The organism is Sphingobium sp., from assembly GCA_023266575.1.
In the GTDB taxonomy this organism is placed as follows: domain Bacteria; phylum Pseudomonadota; class Alphaproteobacteria; order Sphingomonadales; family Sphingomonadaceae; genus Sphingobium.
Window position 1 is genome coordinate 112193 of the sequence record JAHFPV010000011.1, and the last position, 18187, is coordinate 130379.

The following is an 18187-nucleotide window of genomic DNA, read 5'->3' on the forward strand; positions in this document are numbered from 1 at the left end:
GTGCCGGTGTTCCCGCGCAGGCGGGAACACATAGTCCTTATAGCTTCACCCCAACCGGTCCAGCGCCGCTTTCAGCCTTTCCGCCTCGGCGGTTTTTTCGGCATGATCCTCGCGCGCCTTGGCGACGGCTTCGGGCTTGGCCTTTTCGACGAAACTGGGGTTGGACAATCGCCCGCCCAGGCCATCCCGCTCTTTCTCCGCCGCAGCCAGCGCCTTGGCGAGGCGGGCTTTTTCCGCCGCAATGTCGATCACGCCTTCCAGCGGCAGGATGAAGGTCGCCTCATCCACAACGATCTGCGCCGCGCCGCCTTCGGGTGGCTCGCCGAACGTCAGGCTCTCGATCCGCCCCAGCCGCGCCAGCGCTGCGCCCTGCCGGTCGAGGCGGCGGTGCGTCGTTTCCGATCCGTCGCGCACCACCATCGGCAGCTTGGCGCCCGGCGGCACATTGAGTTCGGTGCGTCCGGTGCGGATCGCGCTGACCAGCCGGATCAGCCAGTCAATCTCCGCCTGCGCGTCCGTATCGACCGCCGCCAGCGCCCTGGGCCATTGCGCGACGATCAGTGCGTTGGCGCGGTCCCCGGTCAGGTGCCACAATTCTTCGGTGATGAAGGGCATGAACGGGTGGAGCATCACCAAAATCTGGTCGAACGCCCAGCCCGCGACCGCGCGCGTCTCATCGTCCATCGCGCCCTTCGTCAGCTCGATATACCAGTCGCAAAACTGGTCCCAGACGAAGTGATAGATGGCATTGGCCGCCGCATCGAAACGCAGGTCAGCCAGCGCCGTGTCGATCGCCTGCACGGTCGCCACCGTCTCGGCGATGATCCAGCGGTTGACTGGCAGCGTGGCGGCAGGCGCGTCGATGCTGGTCGAAGCCGTCACCCCGTTCGACTGGAGGAAACGCGCCGCGTTCCAGAGCTTGGTCGCAAAGTTGCGATAGCCCTCGACCCGCTTCTCATCCATCTTCACGTCGCGACCCTGGCTCTCCATCGCACTCATGAAGAAACGCAGCGCATCGGCCCCGAACTTGTCGATCAGGCCCAGCGGATCGACCACATTGCCCTTGGACTTGGACATTTTCTGCCCGTCCGCGGCGCGAACGAGGCCGTGGAGGTAGAGCTTACGCCAGGGGACCTCGCCCATAAATTCCATCCCCTGCATCGCCATCCGCGCGTCCCAGAAGAACAGGATGTCGAACCCGGAAATGAGCAGATCATTGGGGTAATGGCGGGAGACCAGACTGGCTCCCTCTCCCCTTGGGGGAGAGGGTTGGGGTGAGGGGGGGCTGCCGTCGATGGGGTGGTCCACCCCCACCCTGCCCTCCCCCTCAATGGGGAGGGTTTCTTCCGGCCAGCCCAGCGTCCCGAACGGCCACAGCGCCGAGGAGAACCAGGTGTCGAGGACGTCGGGGTCGCGAAACAGAGCGATCTTGTTCGCGTTTTCCTGCGCTAACTTTTGATTGCCACTAAGTGCCGTGTCGCGTTCGAGATATTCCTCTTCGTCACCGACAAACACAAACTCTGTGTCCGGGCCATAATAGCCTATGAGTTGCTCATGAAGATGGTCCTCGTCTAGCGCGACGAATGGCACGTCCTCAATGGTCGACGACAAGTCGGGAGCAACACCATCAGGCACCCTTTTCGGCCCATACCAAACCGGAATCCGATGCCCCCACCACAACTGCCGTGACACGCACCAGGGCTGGATATTTTCCATCCAGTTGAAGAAGGTCTTTTCCCATGTCTTGGGGACGATCTCGATCCGCCCGTCGCGCACCGCCTGCATCGGCGCGACCGCCAGCTTGGCGGCATCGACATACCATTGATCGGTGAGCCAGGGTTCTATCACCACGCCCGACCGGTCGCCAAACGGCGTCTGGATGACGCGCGGCTCGAAGTCGGCAACGACCTCCTCGCCTTCCTTATTCTTGGCAACGTGCGGCACAAGGAAGCCCAGCGCCTTCATCTCCGCGACCACAGCCTCGCGCGCGCCATCCACGCCGTCGCGCTTGAAGCGGTGCAGGCCGAGATACGTTTCCGGCACCAGACCGTCCGCCGTCTGCACGACATTGGCATCCGCATCGAACATATTGAGCATCTGGCCCGCCGCGATGCCCGCGCGCTTGCCGACCTCGAAATCGTTGAAATCATGCCCCGGCGTGATCTTGACCGCGCCGGACCCCAGTTCGGGGTCGGCATAGTCGTCGCCGACGATCCGCAAGCGGCGCCCGGTGATCGGCTGCAATATCTCCTTGCCGATCACGCTGCGATAGCGCGGATCGTCGGGATGGACCGCAACCGCCATGTCGGCCAACATCGTTTCGGGCCGCGTTGTCGCGACCACGATATGGTCCGCCCCATCGGCTAGGCGCACACCGTCCGCCAGCGGATATATGAAGCGCCAGAAGCCGCCCTGCGTCTCCTTCGTCTCCACCTCCAGATCGGAAATGGCGGATCGGAAATGCGGGTCCCAGTTGACCAGCCTTTTGTCGCGATAGAGCAGGCCGCGCTGGTGCAGTTCCACGAACACCTTGACCACGGCCTTGCTGAAATGTGGGTCCATGGTGAATTGTTCGCGGCTCCAGTCCATCGAACAGCCCAGCCGCCGCAGCTGGCCAGTGATCGTGCCGCCGCTCTCCTGCTTCCACTCCCACACCTTCGCGATGAACTCGTCGCGCGTGTAATCGGTGCGCTTCTCGCCCTTGGCGTTCATCTGCCGCTCGACCACCATCTGGGTCGCGATGCCCGCATGGTCGGTGCCGACCACCCACAAAGCATCCTTGCCGCGCAGCCGTTCGTAGCGGATCATGATGTCCTGCAACGTATTGTCGAGCGCATGGCCGATATGCAGGCTGCCCGTCACATTGGGCGGCGGATTGACGATGGTATAGGGCTGCGCGTCCGGTCGTTCGGGGCGGAACAGGCCGTTCGTCTCCCAATGCTTGTACCAGCGGGCTTCGATATCAGCGGGGTCGAATGTTTTGGGCAGGTCGGTCATGGAAGCGCCCATAATGGCCCTTCCCGTTCCATTCCAGCGAAACTATTATCCGGCCACACCCTCCGCCCTGGCAAAGGCGTCCAGCTTGGCGTGGCAAGCGGCGCGTTGCGCCTCGCTCATCCAGCCCGCGTTGAAGGCATTACGCTGCAACCGCACCAGCTCCGCCTTGGTCAGCGCACTGCGCGCCTGCGCCTTCACCAGCACTTCATTGAGATATTCGCTGCCCATATAGGCCGGATCATCCGAATTGATGGTGACGTTGAGACCCGCGTCCAGCATCCCGCGCACCACATCGACCGGCGGCTTGTCCCCGCGCACCGTGCCGGAAAAGCTGGGACAGACGGTGAAAGTGAGGTTCCGCGCCTTCGCCATCGCGATCAGCTCCGGCGATTCCAATATATTGCCACCATGGTCGATCCGGTCGACGCGGATATCGATAATCGCCTGGCGAATATGCGCCAAAATATCCTTCTGGTTGAGGTCGCAATGCGCCGTGACCTTCAGCCCCGCTGCCCGCGCCTTGGCGAAATGGGTGGCGAATTTGATCGGCGGATGATCCTTCTCGTCCGAATCCAGCCCGACAGCGACCAGATGCTCGCGGAACGGCAGCGCCGCGTCGAGCGCCGCCATCGCCGACTCCGCCGACAGGTCGCGCACGAAGCAGAGGATGAGCTGCGACCCGATCCCCAACTGCGCCGCAGCCGCCTCCCGCGCGCTGGTGATGCCGCCAATCACAGCCGCCATCGGCACGCCGCGTTTCAAATGCTCCTGCGGGTCGAAGAACATTTCGGCATAAAGGATATTCTGCGACGCCGCCTTGGCCAGATAGGCATAGGCCAGATCGTGAAAATCCTGCTCGGTCCGCAACACCTTCATGCCGTCATAATAGATGGCCAGAAAGCTCGGCAGGTCATGATAGATATAGCTGGCCTTCATCGCGGCGACATCGGCAAAGGGCAGGTCCAGCCCGTTGCGCTTCGCCAGCGCGAACTTCATTTCCGCTTCCAGCGTGCCTTCCAGATGGACATGATATTCCGCCTTGGGCAGCGCGGCGATGAAGCGCGCCATGTCGGCAGCATCGCCTTCCGGCTGGGCCACCGCGCTCCACATCGGGAGGGAAGGCGCCATCGCGGCGAGCGATGCACCCACTACGCCACGAACCAGACCGCGTCTGCTCAACATCATCACCAATCCCCTGAAAACCCGTCTGTCTATCCGGGGATCGAGCGGCGCATGTCCATCATGATATAGTCCACGCCCCGTATCAAAAAATGGAGCGGGAGGGACGCGGCTCAGCGCGCGGTTATGCGCGCGATTTCCTTGGCCACCATATCCTCGACCAATGCAGGCAGGCGGGCGTCGAGCCATTCCTTGAGCATGGGTTTCAGCATCGATCGGACCAGCCCGTCGAGCGTATTGTCCGCGCCTTCGGGGGCGGCGACCAGCATGGAAGAGAGAGCCGACAGAGAATGACGCGCCGCGACTTCGCTTTCGACCGACAGGATCGATTCGTCCGCTGCGGCGGCAGGCTTGGCCACCGGCGTCGCCTTGGCGGCAGCTTTGGGAGCGGGCATCACATCCTCCACCACGACCTCATCGGTCAGTTCCAGCACTTCGTCGACCAGAGGGACAAAGGGTGCAGGCGCCGGTTCGCCCGGTTCGATCAGGGACTTGGGCGCGGGATCGGCCCGGCCGCGGCGCGGCGCAGCCTGCACCGCCTCCTCGCCTTCCTCGGCGATGATCCGCTTGATGGACGAGAGTATCTCTTCCATCGAGGGTTCCTTTGTCATGTCGCCCATGCCGTCCCCTGACTATCGGCCCCGCAATTGCAGCCGCTTATGGCTGTTGTGCCGTTTCGGGACTCACATTGGCGTTTTGTGGCAGCGTGTCAACGGTGCGCGTGGCAACCGGCATGGGCGCTGCACCATAGTCCCAGTCGAACCATTTGCCCTTCACCCGGTCATAATTGACCATCGGATCGTAAAGCGTGCCACTGGCCAGCCCCAGATCGTCGGCCTCGGCATGGCCCATTGCCGCCAGCAGGCTGAAGCCCGCGACATAGGCGTTGCGCCGCGCCGACACCAGCTGGACGCGGGCGTTGAGCGCTTCCTGCTCGGCATTCAGGATATCGAGGATGGTGCGGCTGCCGACCGAATTTTCGGCCCGCACGCCTTCCAGCGACAGGCTGGCCGCCTCGACAGCCTTCTGGTTGGACTCGATCGCCTTGAGCGAGGCCTGCCAGCTGGCATAGGCGGCGCGCGCCTGGGCAATGACCCCGCGTTCGACCTGGATTTCCTGCTCGATCGCCTGCGATTCCTGCGCCTGGCGCTGGCGCACCTGCGCGGCGGGGCGGCCACCCTGATAGAGGGGGATGCTCAGCTGGACCCCGGCCTGCGCCTGTTTGTTGATCTGCGATCCGCCCCCGGCCGTGCCATTGTCGAGCGTATTGAGATAATTGGTATAGCCCGCCTGGGTAAAGCCGGAGAGGGTAGGCAGATTGGCTGCCTTGGCCACCCGCACATCATAGCTGGCGGCCTCCCGCACTTTCTTGGCTGCCGCAATGTCGGGATTGTCGACCAGCGCGACCTGCACCGCCAGATCGGGCGTCGCGGGCAGCCCCGGCAGAACCGGCGGCGGCTCCAGCATGTCGGGCGCTTCGCCCACCAGCGCGATATAATTTTCGCGGCTGGTGATCAGGTTCGACTGCACCGTCTGCAAATCGGCCTGCGCCAGCGCCAGCCGCGATTGCGACTGCGCCACGTCGGTGCGGGTCAGGTCACCCACTTCGAACCGGTCGTTGGTCGCCTGGAGATTGACCTCCAGCACCTTCACATTAGCCTGATTGAGCGACACGATCGCGCTGTCGCGGATCACGTCCATATAGGCAGCGACAACCTGCGAAAAAATGCTCGCTTCAGTGCCGCGCAGATTGGCCTGCCCCGCTTCCACCCGGACCTTGGCGGCCTTTACGCCATTGCGGACGGCCCCGCCCGAATAGATCGGCACGCTCAACTGCGCCTGCGCATTCACGGTGCGCTGGGGCGACGTAAAGCTGATCGTGGGCTTGAGGATGCTCTCCGAAAAGCTGGCGCTCACATCCGCCGCGGGACGCCCGCCGGCCTTCTGGATCGGCACATTTTCATCGGTCGCCCGCTGCCCTGCGCGCGCGCCGGTCAGCGTCGGGTTGGACGCATAGGCCTTCGCCAGCGCGCCTTGCAGCGTTTCGGCCATGGCCGGACCGGCCAGGCAAGAGGATAGCAACAGCAAGGCTGTAGCGGTGGTCCGCCGGAAATTAGGTCGCTTTGCTGTCATGATCCCCGTCTCAAAAAACGAATCGCTCCGGCGCGGCAAAGCCCGGCAGCACCACCATCTCTATATCCGCAACGCTGGACAGGCCCAGCACGCCCGCGACGACCCGGCCACTGGCCAGCCGCGTGACGCCGCGTTCGACCACGCCGGTGACGACCCGCGCCCCGTCGACAAGCTGCCCAACGAGCGCAGCAGGCACTTCCGCCACCGCGCCGTCGATGAACAAAAGATCATAAGGCGCACCAGCCGCCGCCCCGGCGTTCAGCGGCCCGCGCACCACGGTCGCGCCTGCAATGTCCGGCCCGCCCTCTTCCTCGACCGCCGTCACCTGCGCGCCCAGCGCGGTCAGCAGCGCAGCGCTATAGCCGGTCGCCGCGCCGATCAGCAGCACCTTGTCACCCGGCGCGACCTTCGCCTCGGTCAGCAGGCGACCGACCACCAAAGGCGGGTTGAGCGCGCGTCCGCCACTCAGCGGGATCGGGCGATCGATATAGGTCATGGCGCGGCGTTCGGTCGGGACATAATTCTCACGCGGCACGCTGGCCATCGCGGCGATCACGCGCGGATCATCCACGTCGCTGGTACGCAACTGGCTTTCGACCATGGCGGTCCGCATCGAAGAAAAATTCTGCTCGGTCACGATCATTCTCGCTTGGTCGACTGGACTTGGCACAACTGTATTGGCAATGCAATACAGCAAGGGGATCAACGGACCTCTAAATCAGCGCGCAGGCCACGCCAAGCGGCTTTGCATGGCAGGCGACCAGAATCTTGACGCCCCCGCCCGATCCGCCGCTTGACTTTGCAACCAAAGCCGCACATTTGCGGCGTCCACCGCGACGGATGGCCCGATGGCGGAGTGGTTACGCAGAGGACTGCAAATCCTTGCACGCCGGTTCGATTCCGGCTCGGGCCTCCAAAATCCTGTCTGGCGACGTTTGCCAACAGTTGAAAAATCCCTGATTTCCGGTAGTTTATGGGCATTCTCTGATTGTCAGTGGATGCCCTTGTTTGCCTGCAATTGCGGATGATTGGGGCCTAATTTGGGGGCCTCAAAAGGCCCCAGCAGAATCGAGGCCCCCAATGGTGCTAACCGATACCGCTATCCGCAATGCCAAGCCCGCAGATAAGCCTTACAAGGTTACTGACTCCCAAGGTTTGTATTTGCTCGTCAATCCAAGAGGCAGCAAGCTGTGGCGAATCAAATACCGGATCGATGGCGTAGAGCGAAAACTGTCGCTCGGGGCGTATCCCGAGATTACCTTGGCCGAGGCGCGCGCTGCCAGGGATGCCGCCCGTAGGCAGCTGGCTCATGCGATCGATCCCAACGTAGCCAAACGACAAGCCCGCATTGAGGCGAGCATTCGGGCCAGCAACAGCTTCGCTAGCGTGGCCGAGGAATTGATAGAGAAGAAAGCGCGTGAGGGGTTGCCCGTTGCGCTGTCGAAGACGCGTTCAGTGACTTGAGCGGTGACGAGGCCGGGGAGGTCGGACCTGAGTCCCGTAATGAGGCTCGCCGCGATAACGCTGCCAGCGGACAGCATGTCCGACGACGCCGGTGGGCTCAACCGATGCTCGTTGACATCGCCGCCAGTGTCGCGGGCTGCAACAAAGTCAGCCTTGCGCTGCTGGGCGTTGGGATCGCGATCAAGATCGATGGCGATGCGCGACGCATCGCTCGCTACGGCCGGGGGAGATAACGGCGTTGCGGCGGCACCGCGGGTCGGATCGGTGCGGTTGCCGGATTGCACCAGCAATTCCGACTCGCGTGCCGCCTTCAGCTCCGCCGCGCGACGATCGCGCTCGGTCGCGGCGGCTTGGTCCGCACGACCGGGTGAGGCGCTCGCCGATTCCACGCCCATCGCACGCTGATGATTGAGGATGGGTCGGCCGAGATCGCCCGGCAAGGGCGGTCCGAGTTTGGGCACGTCGCCATAACTGCCCGGCAAGCGGCTCAGTGTATCGGTCGGCGCTTTCGCCGCGACCGTCTGGTCGTCGGCTTTTCCAGCGAGGTGCAGCGCGGACGGCCGCAGCGCGACCCAGGCTGTCGCGATCAGGCTGACCGAACCAAGCGCCGCGATCGCCACCACGGCGCCCCGCTTGAAGCGGATCGCCCGCGCCGGCTGCGCGCGAAGCGCCAGTGTCTCCGGGTCCACCTTGCCCGGTGTGGTGGGGGTCCCGGGCGTCGGTGAGGCTGCCGCTTCGAGGGTCATGATCCCCTCCGTGTGGGCGCGCCTTCCGCCACTCGGCTAATGCGGACGATCTACTGGTGCTTCGTGCCGAGACGAAGCTCGGCGACGTCGAAGATACGATCGACGACATAGAAGCGGCCCTTCACGCGATAGTTGACGAGTTGGGCCTCGCCTTTCCCGTCCACCAGGAAAATCGGCGGCGCCTCGCCTACGGCCAGCGTTGCCGGAAATTCGATGAAAGTCTGACGTCCGTCGTCGAAGGCACGAAACGGCCGCCAGGCTGGTCGATCGCCCGATACGGCATAGTTGAAATGAAGCTGATCGACCTCGATCCCAGCCGCCACCGGAGCTGTCGCATCGGCCGCTGTCGTGGCGCGCTTCAGTGCGATCAACGCATCCTGGGGATAGGTCCAGGAAAGTGCGGCCATCGCCGTCGTCATCCCGCTGGTCAGCGCGATATGATAGCTGCGCCGGTCGGTGGTGATGACCAGATTGGTGGACAGGCCGGCACTGAATGGCTTCACCAGTATATGGATCCGCTTCTCCGTGCCCGACCCGCTGGTGGTATCGCCGATCACCCAGCGCACCGTGTCTCCACTTGCCACGGCGACCAACGTCTCGCCCTGTTGCAGCGCGATGTCGGTCACCCTCTCCGGTGCGGTGATGACTCGATAGATGGCGCCGTCGGTGAAAGGATAGACCTGGACGGCGTTGATGAACCCCTGCGCGGTCGGCTCGATCGACGCCGCGCGGTTGGCGATGGCGAAGCCCATCAGCTTCGACACCTGTTCGAGTAGCGGCCATGCCGCCGAGAAACCGGTGCCGGCGAGGCGGCCTGGTTTCAGGAGATCGTCCGCCGAGAGCGTGCCCCCGCCCGCGGTCAGACCCGCCGCCGCAAAGGAGCGGAAGATGATGTCGGCCAGAGTCGAGAAGCGGTTCAGGATGAACGCGAACGCGCCGACATAGAGGATCTTGCGCAGGAAACGACCGATCACGTCCTGCTCGCCGCCCATCGACCAGAACAAGCCGGCGAGCGTAACGTCGATGCCGATCAGGGTCGTGGTCAGGAAGGCGACGTCGCCGCCCAGCAGCCCAAACCCGCTGTCGATGTAGCGGATGAAGGTCTGCAGGAACCGGTCGATGACGTTCAGGTCGTTCATAAGGAAATCCTGGAAATGAAGCCGCGGGGTCCGATCTGGGGAGCGCGACCGAACCCCGCGGCGGCAGCGGCGAAGAGGCGAATTCGCCGCTGCCTGCGCGCCGGCTCGGGCCTATTGAGGGGTGTAGGCCGAGCCGGAACCGAGAAACTTGGTGGTCATGGCGCGGGCGTCGATCTCGGCCTGCGCGCGGCGCGCCTGCCGCCATGTCCGTCAGCACGCCCGTCGGCTGGGTGCCTTTGCCGGCCATAATGCCGCAGCGGATCTGCTGGGGGAGCCCACGCTGCCCTATGATCAGCCCATCTATGTGACCTGCCTCGACCTTGGTCCTGATACGGCGATCTTCACGCGCGGCTGGGACTCCCAGGTCCAGGTCACCGGCGCCGATGCCAAGGGGATCAAGAAGGAGATCAACAAGGTCTGGATCTATCCCCCTGCAGCCGAACGTGCAGCGGCTTACGAGAATGTGCTGGCCGCACGCACGATCGACTTCTGACGACGCAGGACCACCGTGAAACCGTCTGGCGGCGAGGTGGAGTGCCTCGCTGCCATGCCAATCCAGTGGGGGAGCATAATCCATATCCCTGATGGAAAGGAGAATCCCATGTTTCTGGCAAATCAAGATTGGTCGAACAGCGATCATCTCGAAACTGAATCGATTGCGACCTCCCACTTCCATCCAACATTGTTCCCTGCGCGACTAAGTCACAACGGCACGTGCTGAGCGCGCTTGAGCAATGCGTTGTGGCTCGATCCCTGTTCGATCACCCCTCCAGTATTGCGCCGCCGTCCGCATTCGCGCGATTCCAGGAGTGGATATGCGGCGCCTGCACAAGACCGCCGCGACATTTCAGCGACAATCACTAGCCCGTTGCAGGAAGTGAACGAGGATTTCGGCGTACGCAGATTCAGTTCTGTTGACATTATTGTTTACGTCGTAATATATAAATATACGCCCGCTCAGAGGCGTCTGGGAGAGAATCATGATCAATAGTTATGTCAAGGCGACGCTCAGCGTTGCGTCGATGCTGGCATCCGTATCGCTGCCCAGCCTGGTCCATGCCCAGACCAGCGCAGCGACCGAACCAGCCGCCGCCTCCGACATCATCGTGACTGCGCAAAAGCGTAGCGAGCGGTTGCAGGACGTGCCGGTGTCGGTGACCGTGATCGGGGCCGATGCGCTGGCCAACGGCAATATCGACAGCGGCACCGAAATCGCGCGCCAGACCCCCAATTTGCGCGCATCGGTGCTGGGCAATGAATCCCAGCCCAAATTCGCGCTGCGCGGCATTTCGACGTCGGAATTCAACCTGAACGCGGTGTCGCCCACCGGCATCTTCTACGACGAAGTCTATATCGGCGCGCAATATCTGGGCGGGGCGCAGACGTTCGACATCGAACAAATCGAAGTGCTGCGTGGGCCGCAGGGGACGCTGTTCGGCAAGAATACGACGGCAGGTGCGATCAACTATATCTCGCACCGCCCGACCTTCGACAATGAAGGCGCGCTGAGCGTCAACTATGGCTCCTATAATTACGCCCAGATCACCGCCATGGGGGAAGCCCCGCTGGTCGAGGACAGGCTGAGCGTCCGCTTCGCGTTCGACGTTGCCCATTCGGACGGTTACATCAAAAGCGTCAACCCGACGGTCAGCGACCGGTCGAATATCGATCACAAATCGGGCCGTTTGACGGTTGGCTACAAGGATGATGCAGGCTTCAAGGCGACGTTGCGCCTGTTCCACACCGCGTCGGACGCCCGCGCCATCGGCGTCATCAACGAAGGCACCGGGCCGGGCGGGCTGAACGCGCTGGGCGTCAACCCGCGCATCAATCCCTATACCGGCGCAGCCCTGACCCGGCATGAAACCGCGCTGGATCGCGACGGGCGTTTCATCGTGCGCGGCACCGGCGGCTATCTGACGCTGGAAAAGGATCTCGGCTTTGCCACGCTGACATCGATCACGTCCCACCTGTGGGGTAGCTTCGTCAACAATGTCGATGCGGACGGCACCACCGACAATCTGCTGCACATCGATTTCGGCGCGAAGAACAAGGAAACCAGCCAGGATCTGCGGATCGCCACCAATGGCTCCGGGCCGTTCAAGCTGATCGCGGGACTCTATTATTTGCGCGACGACATCGCCATCGACACGACCTACACCATCTTCGGCGGCCCGCCGATCCTGCCGATCCTGACCCAGAGCTTCGATCAGCGGCGCACATCCTATGCTGCCTATATCGACGGCACGTTCGACCTTAGCCAGATGTTCACCCTCTATGGTGGCCTGCGCTATACCAAGGACAAGGGCCGGTTCAGCAATTTCCAGGTTACACCCATCATCACGCCGCAACCGACGATGCGCTATAATGACGGCAAGCCGACCGGGCGGATCGGCCTGCGTGCCAAGTTCGGCCGCGACGTCATGGTCTTTGGCCAGTTTGCACGTGGCTATCGCAGCAGCGCGTTCAACGGCGGAGCTTTGACCAACGCGGCGGACCTGAACGTCGCCGACCCGGAAAAGCTGGATGCCTATGAAGCAGGTCTGAAGTCGCAATGGTTCGATCGGCGGCTGACCTTCAACCTGTCCGCCTTCCTGTATAATTTCAGCAACCAGCAATTCATCAACCTGGTCGGCATCAACAACCAGCAACTGGTCAATGCGGGCAAGTCGCGGATCAAGGGGCTGGAGGTCGAACTGGTCGCGCGGCCGACCGACCGGCTGAGCCTGAACGCGGGGCTGGGTCTGCTCGACGGCACCTATCGCCAACTGGTGCTGAACGGAGTCGACCTTTCGGGCAATGACCTGATCGAGGCTCCGCACCATACTCTCAACTTCGGTGGCGACTATCGCCTGCCGATCGGCGCGGACGGGGCACTGACCTTCCATGCCGACGCCACCCATGTGGGCAAGCAATTTTTCCAGGCGAGCAATTCGGCGCTGTCCAGAGCCAATGCCTTCTGGGACGTCGGCGCCCGGATCGCGCTGAAGATACCCGACACCCGTTATGAAATCGCGATCTATGGCAAGAACCTGACCGACAATCGCGAACTCAACGGCATCGTGGTAGACCCGACCAGCCAGACGCGCTTTGCGACCGTGCCCTATGCCCGGCGCTTCGGCGCTGAGCTGAGCGCGAAATTCTGATCGCGCGTGCATAAAGAGAAGGAGAGCTGCACCGCCATGGACACAGGATTGACGCTGCACCGGACAGACGGTCATCAGGCCGCCTGCTATCGCTGGTCCCATGGCGGTGCGCCCCGCGCGGTGCTGGTCATGGCGCATGGCATGGGCGAACATGCCCTGCGCTACCGCCCGGCCCTCGCAGGGCTTATCGACAGCGGTGTGGCGATCTACGCGATCGACCATCGCGGCCATGGCGGGACCATGGCGCTGAACGGCGGGGTGGCGGGCGATTTCGGACCGGGCGGTTTTGCCGCCGTGGTGGAGGATCTCGCCGCGCTTGTCCGCCGGGCGCGGGCCGACCATCCCGATCTGCCCCTGTTCCTGCTGGGGCACAGCATGGGGTCGTTCATCGCCCAGGCCTTCCTGATCGACCATGGCACGCTGATCGACGGCGCGGTCCTGGTCGGCACCACGGCAGTGGACCGGCTGGCCGAGGCGATGGCGCGCGAACCGGATGCGATGGCGGCCCTCAACCGTCCGTTCGAACCCGCCCGCACGCCGTGCGACTGGCTGAGCCGCGATCCCGCGCAGGTGGACGCCTATCTCGCCGATCCGCTGTGCGGCTTTGCGCTGGTGCCGGACTCAATGGTTTCGTTGCTGTCGCAGGGCGAGAGGCTGGCCGATCCCACGGCGCTGAACCGCATCCCGGCGGGCCTGCCGCTGTCCATCCTGGTGGGCGGCAGCGATGTGCTGATCACCCATTTCGGCGCGCTGGAGCCGCTGGTCGATCGCTATCGCGCCGTGGGGCTTGCCCCGGAGGTGACTGTCTATCCCGATGCCCGGCATGAGATATTGAACGAGACGAACCGGGCCGACGTGACCGGCGACCTGTCGATCTGGATCGACAGCAACATCGAGGCCCGCTTTGTCCATGCCTGATCCTTACGACATGCTGATCGTCGGCGGCGGCGTCAACGGCACCGCCATCGCCAGAGCCGCCGCGCTCGCGGGCCAGAGCGTGCTGCTGGTCGAGCAGGGCGATCTGGCGCAGGGGACATCTTCTGCTTCCACCAAGCTGATGCATGGCGGGCTGCGCTATCTGGAATATTATGAGTTCAAACTGGTGCGCGAAGCACTGGCCGAACGCGCGATCATGCTGCGCACCGCGCCACACATCGTCCGCCCGCTGGAGTTTCGCCTGCCCCATATGCCCGCCATGCGGCCTTGGCCTGTCGTGCGGATGGGATTGTGGCTCTATGATCTGTTCGCGCTGGGTGGCGGATTGCCCCGGTCGCGCGGCATCCGGCAGAACGATCCGGCGCTGACGCAAAGCGGCGGGCGGGGGTTCAGTTACTGGGACGGCTGGGTCGACGATGCCCGGCTGGTGGTGCTGAACGCCATGGACGCGGCGGAGGCCGGGGCGGAGATCCGCACCCACACCCGGATGGAATCGGCGCAGCGGCAGGCGGATCAGTGGACGGCGACGCTGCGCGACAAGGATGGCGCGCATCAGGTCGCGGCGCGCACCATCGTCAATGCCGCCGGGCCATGGGTGGAGCAGGTGCTGCACGGCCGGCTGGGGCAAAAGGACGGCAGCCATATCCGGTTGGTGCGAGGGTGCCATATCGTCGTTAAGCGCTGCCTGACCGGCGATCACGCCTGGATGCTCCAGCAACCCGATGGCCGGATCGTCTTTGCCATTCCCTATCTGGATGACTTCACCCTGATCGGCACCACCGAAGTCACGGTGGACAACCCGACCGATACCGCTATCGCGACTGACGAGATCGCCTATCTGCTGGCGGCGGCCAACCGCTATCTGCGCACGCCGCTGCACGAGGCGGCAATCGTCGGCAGCTATGGTGGCATCCGCCCGCTGGTGGATGACGGCACGCAGGCGGCCAGCGCGGTCAGCCGCGACTATCGGCTGGAATTGGACCGCCAGGGCGCGCCGTTGCTGAGCGTGTTTGGCGGCAAAATAACCACCGCGCGACATCTGGCGCAGGCGGCGCTGGACCGGCTGGAGATAGCGGGCGGGGATACGCGCGAACGTCCGCTGCCCGGCGGCGACATAGCAGCTTTCGGGGTGTTTCTGGTGGAAGTTCGTCAGCGGTGGCCGTTCCTCGACGAACACGTCGCGCGGCGCATGGCGCAGGCCTATGGCAGTCGGATCGGCATAGTGATGGGCGACGCGCGTACGTTCGATGATCTGGGCGCCGACTTCGGCGCGGGGTTGCGGGCGCGGGAGGTCGATTATCTGTGCCGCCAAGAATGGGCGCGCGGTGCCGACGACATCCTCTGGCGGCGGACCAAATTGGGCTATTATCTGAAGCCCGCGCAGGTCGAACAGCTGAGCCGTTATGTTCGCGAGGCGACCGCATGAGCATCATCGCCATCGACCAGGGCACCACCTCTACCCGCGCGATCCGTTTTGACGCCGATGCCGCGATCGAAGCCACCGCCAGCCGCGATCTGCCGCAATCCTATCCCCATCCCGGCTGGGTCGAACAAGACCCGGTGCATATTTGGCAGGGCGCGCTGGCAACGCTGCGCGAGGTGCTGACCGAAGATGTCGCCGCAATCGGCATCACCAACCAGCGTGAAACGATCCTGCTATGGGACCGGGCGACCGGCGAGCCGCTGCATAATGCGATCGTCTGGCAGGACCGCCGCACCGCCGACCGCTGCGCCGCGCTGCTGGCTGATGGCATGGAGCCGATGGTGCGGGCCAGGACCGGCCTGTTGCTCGACCCCTATTTTTCCGCGACTAAGCTCTGTTGGCTGCTCGACACCCTCCCCGGCGCGCGGGCGCGGGCGGAGCGGGGCGAACTGGCGGCGGGAACAGTGGACAGCTTCCTGCTGTGGCGACTGACCGGCGGGCGGGTCCATGCCACCGACCTGACCAACGCCAGCCGCACCCTGCTCTACAATATCGTGACCGAGCAGTGGGACGATGATTTGCTCAACCTCTTCGCCATTCCGCGCGCATTATTGCCGGACGTCCATGCCAACGCGCACTTCTTCGGCACCACCGACCCCGCGATCACCGGCCGCGCCATCCCTATTGCGGGGATGGCAGGCGACCAGCAGGCCGCGCTGATCGGCCAGCGCTGCTTTGCGCCGGGGCAGATCAAATCGACCTATGGCACCGGCTGCTTCCTGCTGTCCAACATCGGCACCGTGCCGACGCTGTCGGACAAGCGCCTGCTGACCACCATCGGCTATCGCATCGGGCAGGACCGCGCCTATGCGATGGAAGGGTCGATCTTCATTGCGGGCGCGGCGATCAAATGGCTGCGCGATACGATGGGCATCATTACCAGCGCGGCGGATAGCGCCCGGCTGGCCGCATCCGTCCCCGCCGATCATGGCGTTCACCTGATCCCTGCCTTTGTCGGCATGGGCGCGCCGCACTGGCGGACCGATGTGCGCGCCTCGATCACCGGGCTGACGCTCGATACCGGCCCGGCGCAGATTGCCCGCGCCGCGCTGGAGGCGGTGGCGTTCCAGACCTGCGATCTGGTCGAAGCGATGGCAGGCGAAGGGGTCGCGCCGCCCGCCATACTGCGCATCGACGGTGGCATGGCGACGAACGACTGGTTCGCGCAGTTCTTGGCCGACATGATGGGCCTGCCGGTCGAACGCCCCGCCAATCATGAAAGTACGGCGCTGGGCGCTGCCTTTCTCGCGGGCATCACCATCGGCTTGTGGCCTGATCTGGCCGCGCTCGATCGTCTGCCGCGCGCGACCCGTTGTTTTACCCCTGCCGCCGCCGCCGCGGATCGGGCAGTATCGCTGCGACGCTGGCGCCAGGCCGTGCAACATGCACTGGCGACCGGCGCGGAGGAGAGGATCTGATGACCATGGACTGGACCATCCCGTCGACCCTGAGCGACGTGGGCCGCGCGCAGCCAGGCCTTGGCGACAAGATCGCGCTGTCGGACGGCGCGCAGACCCTGAGCTATGCCGATCTCGACCAGCAGATTGACGCGGCCCATGGCGTCTATGCGGCGCTGGGCCTGACGCCTGGTGACCGTGTCGTGCTGCTGCTCCCCGCCTCGACCAGCTTTGTTGCCGCCTATTTCGGTGCGCACCGGGCGGGGCTGATCCTGATCCCGCTCAATCCGCTGCTTGGGCCGGACGAGATCGGCTTCATCCTGTCGACCATGCGCCCTGCGCTGGTGCTGGCCGCCGCCACCGACGCGCCATTCCCGGTCATGGCAGCACTTGACGATCTGGTTGCGGCGCTTGACCCGACACCCCGGCTGATCCGCATCGCCGACTTTGTCGCAAGCATGGCGGACGCCGCGATCGACCGCGCCGCCATCGTCCGCCATCCCGATGACGAAGCGCTGATCCTGTTCACATCCGGCACGTCGGGCCGTCCCAAGGGTGCGTCACATCGTGAAGGCGCGCTCATCACCAATGGTCGCCACAGCAATGGCGTGCTGGGCATCGGCCCCAACGATGTGCTGCTCTGCCCGCTGCCGCTGTCCCATGTCTTTGGCCAGATCGTGCTGATGCTCGGCGGGCTGATGGCGGGCGGCGAGGTGGTGATCGTCGCCCGGCCCAGTCCTGACGCGGTGCTGGCCGCGATGACCGAGCGACAGGTGACAATCATGGCGGCGGTGCCGACCATCTTTGCCGCGCTCGCCGAAAAGGGGCGAAGCGATCCCGATGCCGGTCATGCCGCCGCCCGCCGCCTTCGCTTCGCCTTTGCAGGGGGCGCGCCGCTACCGCCCGCGACCGGCGAAGCGTTCCGCGCGTCCTTTGGCGTGCCGGTCCATCAGGGGTACGGCATGACCGAAGTGGCATGCTGCATCGCGCTGGAATCGCACGCGCTCCCGCCATCGGGCGGGGTCGGGCGGCTCTGCACCACGCTCGACCACCGCATCGTGCCGATCAGTGCCGACACGCCCGATGAGGGCGAACTGGAGATTGCCGGGCCCAACCTGATGCGCGGCTATTATGTCGATGGCTATTTGCAGCCCCGCCCCGCTACCCAATGGTTCTCGACCGGCGACATTGTCCGCCGAGACGGGGACGGCAACATCTTCCTGTTCGATCGCAAGAAGGAGATGATCATCCGCAACGGTTATAATGTCTATCCGTCGGAAGTGGAGGCGGCGCTAGCCAGTCATCCCGCCGTGTTGCTGGCCGCCGTGATCGGGGTGGAGGATGCAGCAGTCGGACAGGAGGTCGCCGCCTTCGTCAGCCTGCGCGAAGGCGCGTCAGCCACGCCGATGGAACTGGCCAACTGGTGCCGCGCGCGCATCGCCCTCTATAAATACCCGCGCCTCGTCGCGATCATGGAGCGACTGCCGACCAACGCCACGGGCAAGATATTGAAGCGCGCGCTCGATCCTGCCCTACTCCAGCCGGTCGATAGCCTGTAGGCGCGATC

Annotated in this window: 13 protein-coding genes, 1 tRNA gene and 1 pseudogene; 8 read left to right on the top strand and 7 right to left on the bottom strand. The window is 64.2% G+C overall.

Annotated elements, in window-relative coordinates:
- Positions 1 to 45: 45 nt before the first annotated feature.
- From Q0D44_RS12295 to Q0D44_RS12315, 5 genes are all read right to left on the bottom strand, one after another.
- Positions 46 to 2997: a valine--tRNA ligase gene (locus Q0D44_RS12295; protein ID WP_294136877.1), complete on the bottom strand. Its 2952-nt coding sequence runs from the start codon at positions 2995 to 2997 to the stop codon at positions 46 to 48.
- Between the two features lie 45 nt (positions 2998 to 3042).
- Positions 3043 to 4182: an adenosine deaminase gene (add, locus tag Q0D44_RS12300; RefSeq protein ID WP_294136878.1), complete on the bottom strand. Its 1140-nt coding sequence runs from the start codon at positions 4180 to 4182 to the stop codon at positions 3043 to 3045.
- Between the two features lie 107 nt (positions 4183 to 4289).
- Positions 4290 to 4796, bottom strand: a complete 507-nt coding sequence (locus Q0D44_RS12305; RefSeq protein WP_294136879.1) for a DUF2497 domain-containing protein — start codon at positions 4794 to 4796, stop codon at positions 4290 to 4292.
- A 37-nt stretch (positions 4797 to 4833) separates the two neighbouring features.
- Positions 4834 to 6228, bottom strand: a complete 1395-nt coding sequence (locus tag Q0D44_RS12310) for a TolC family outer membrane protein (RefSeq protein WP_294136916.1) — start codon at positions 6226 to 6228, stop codon at positions 4834 to 4836.
- 91 nt (positions 6229 to 6319) lie between these two features.
- Positions 6320 to 6952: a protein-L-isoaspartate O-methyltransferase gene (locus Q0D44_RS12315; RefSeq protein ID WP_294136880.1), complete on the bottom strand. Its 633-nt coding sequence runs from the start codon at positions 6950 to 6952 to the stop codon at positions 6320 to 6322.
- A 199-nt stretch (positions 6953 to 7151) separates the two neighbouring features.
- Here Q0D44_RS12315 and Q0D44_RS12320 point away from each other — a divergent pair.
- Together Q0D44_RS12320 and Q0D44_RS12325 are read left to right on the top strand one after the other, a co-directional pair.
- Positions 7152 to 7225 (top strand) — tRNA-Cys (locus Q0D44_RS12320).
- A 164-nt stretch (positions 7226 to 7389) separates the two neighbouring features.
- A pseudogene (locus Q0D44_RS12325) lies at positions 7390 to 7593 on the top strand (Arm DNA-binding domain-containing protein); the annotation flags it as partial.
- Positions 7594 to 7616: 23 nt separating this feature from the next.
- Here Q0D44_RS12325 and Q0D44_RS12330 read toward each other — a convergent pair.
- Both Q0D44_RS12330 and trbG read right to left on the bottom strand, forming a co-directional pair.
- Positions 7617 to 8519 (bottom strand): TrbI/VirB10 family protein, encoded by a 903-nt coding sequence (locus Q0D44_RS12330; protein ID WP_294136881.1) that lies wholly within the window; start codon positions 8517 to 8519, stop codon positions 7617 to 7619.
- A 50-nt stretch (positions 8520 to 8569) separates the two neighbouring features.
- Complete coding sequence (gene trbG / locus Q0D44_RS12335; protein ID WP_294136882.1) at positions 8570 to 9658, bottom strand: P-type conjugative transfer protein TrbG; 1089 nt, start codon at positions 9656 to 9658, stop codon at positions 8570 to 8572.
- A 157-nt stretch (positions 9659 to 9815) separates the two neighbouring features.
- On the opposite strand from trbG, the gene Q0D44_RS12340 reads away from it, so the two are divergent.
- The 6 genes from Q0D44_RS12340 to Q0D44_RS12365 all read left to right on the top strand — a co-directional run bounded on the left by Q0D44_RS12340 (position 9816) and on the right by Q0D44_RS12365 (position 18179).
- Positions 9816 to 10151, top strand: coding sequence for a hypothetical protein (locus Q0D44_RS12340; protein ID WP_294136883.1), 336 nt, complete (start codon positions 9816 to 9818; stop codon positions 10149 to 10151).
- 487 nt (positions 10152 to 10638) lie between these two features.
- On the top strand, positions 10639 to 12804 hold the full coding sequence (locus tag Q0D44_RS12345; RefSeq protein ID WP_294136884.1) for a TonB-dependent receptor: 2166 nt from the start codon (positions 10639 to 10641) through the stop codon (positions 12802 to 12804).
- A gap of 36 nt (positions 12805 to 12840) precedes the next feature.
- A complete protein-coding gene (locus tag Q0D44_RS12350; RefSeq protein WP_294136885.1) occupies positions 12841 to 13722 on the top strand; it encodes an alpha/beta fold hydrolase in 882 nt (293 codons plus the stop codon).
- A complete protein-coding gene (gene glpD, locus Q0D44_RS12355; protein ID WP_294136886.1) occupies positions 13715 to 15166 on the top strand; it encodes a glycerol-3-phosphate dehydrogenase in 1452 nt (483 codons plus the stop codon). Before Q0D44_RS12350 ends, glpD begins: the two co-directional genes overlap by 8 nt.
- Entirely contained in the window at positions 15163 to 16641 is a 1479-nt protein-coding gene (glpK, locus tag Q0D44_RS12360; RefSeq protein WP_294136887.1) for a glycerol kinase GlpK, read from the top strand. The genes glpD and glpK overlap by 4 nt, the downstream gene beginning before the upstream one ends.
- The gene (locus tag Q0D44_RS12365; protein ID WP_294136888.1) at positions 16641 to 18179 is read left to right on the top strand and encodes an AMP-binding protein; all 1539 of its coding nucleotides are present in this window, start codon (positions 16641 to 16643) and stop codon (positions 18177 to 18179) included. Before glpK ends, Q0D44_RS12365 begins: the two co-directional genes overlap by 1 nt.
- The last annotated feature ends 8 nt before the right edge of the window (positions 18180 to 18187 follow it).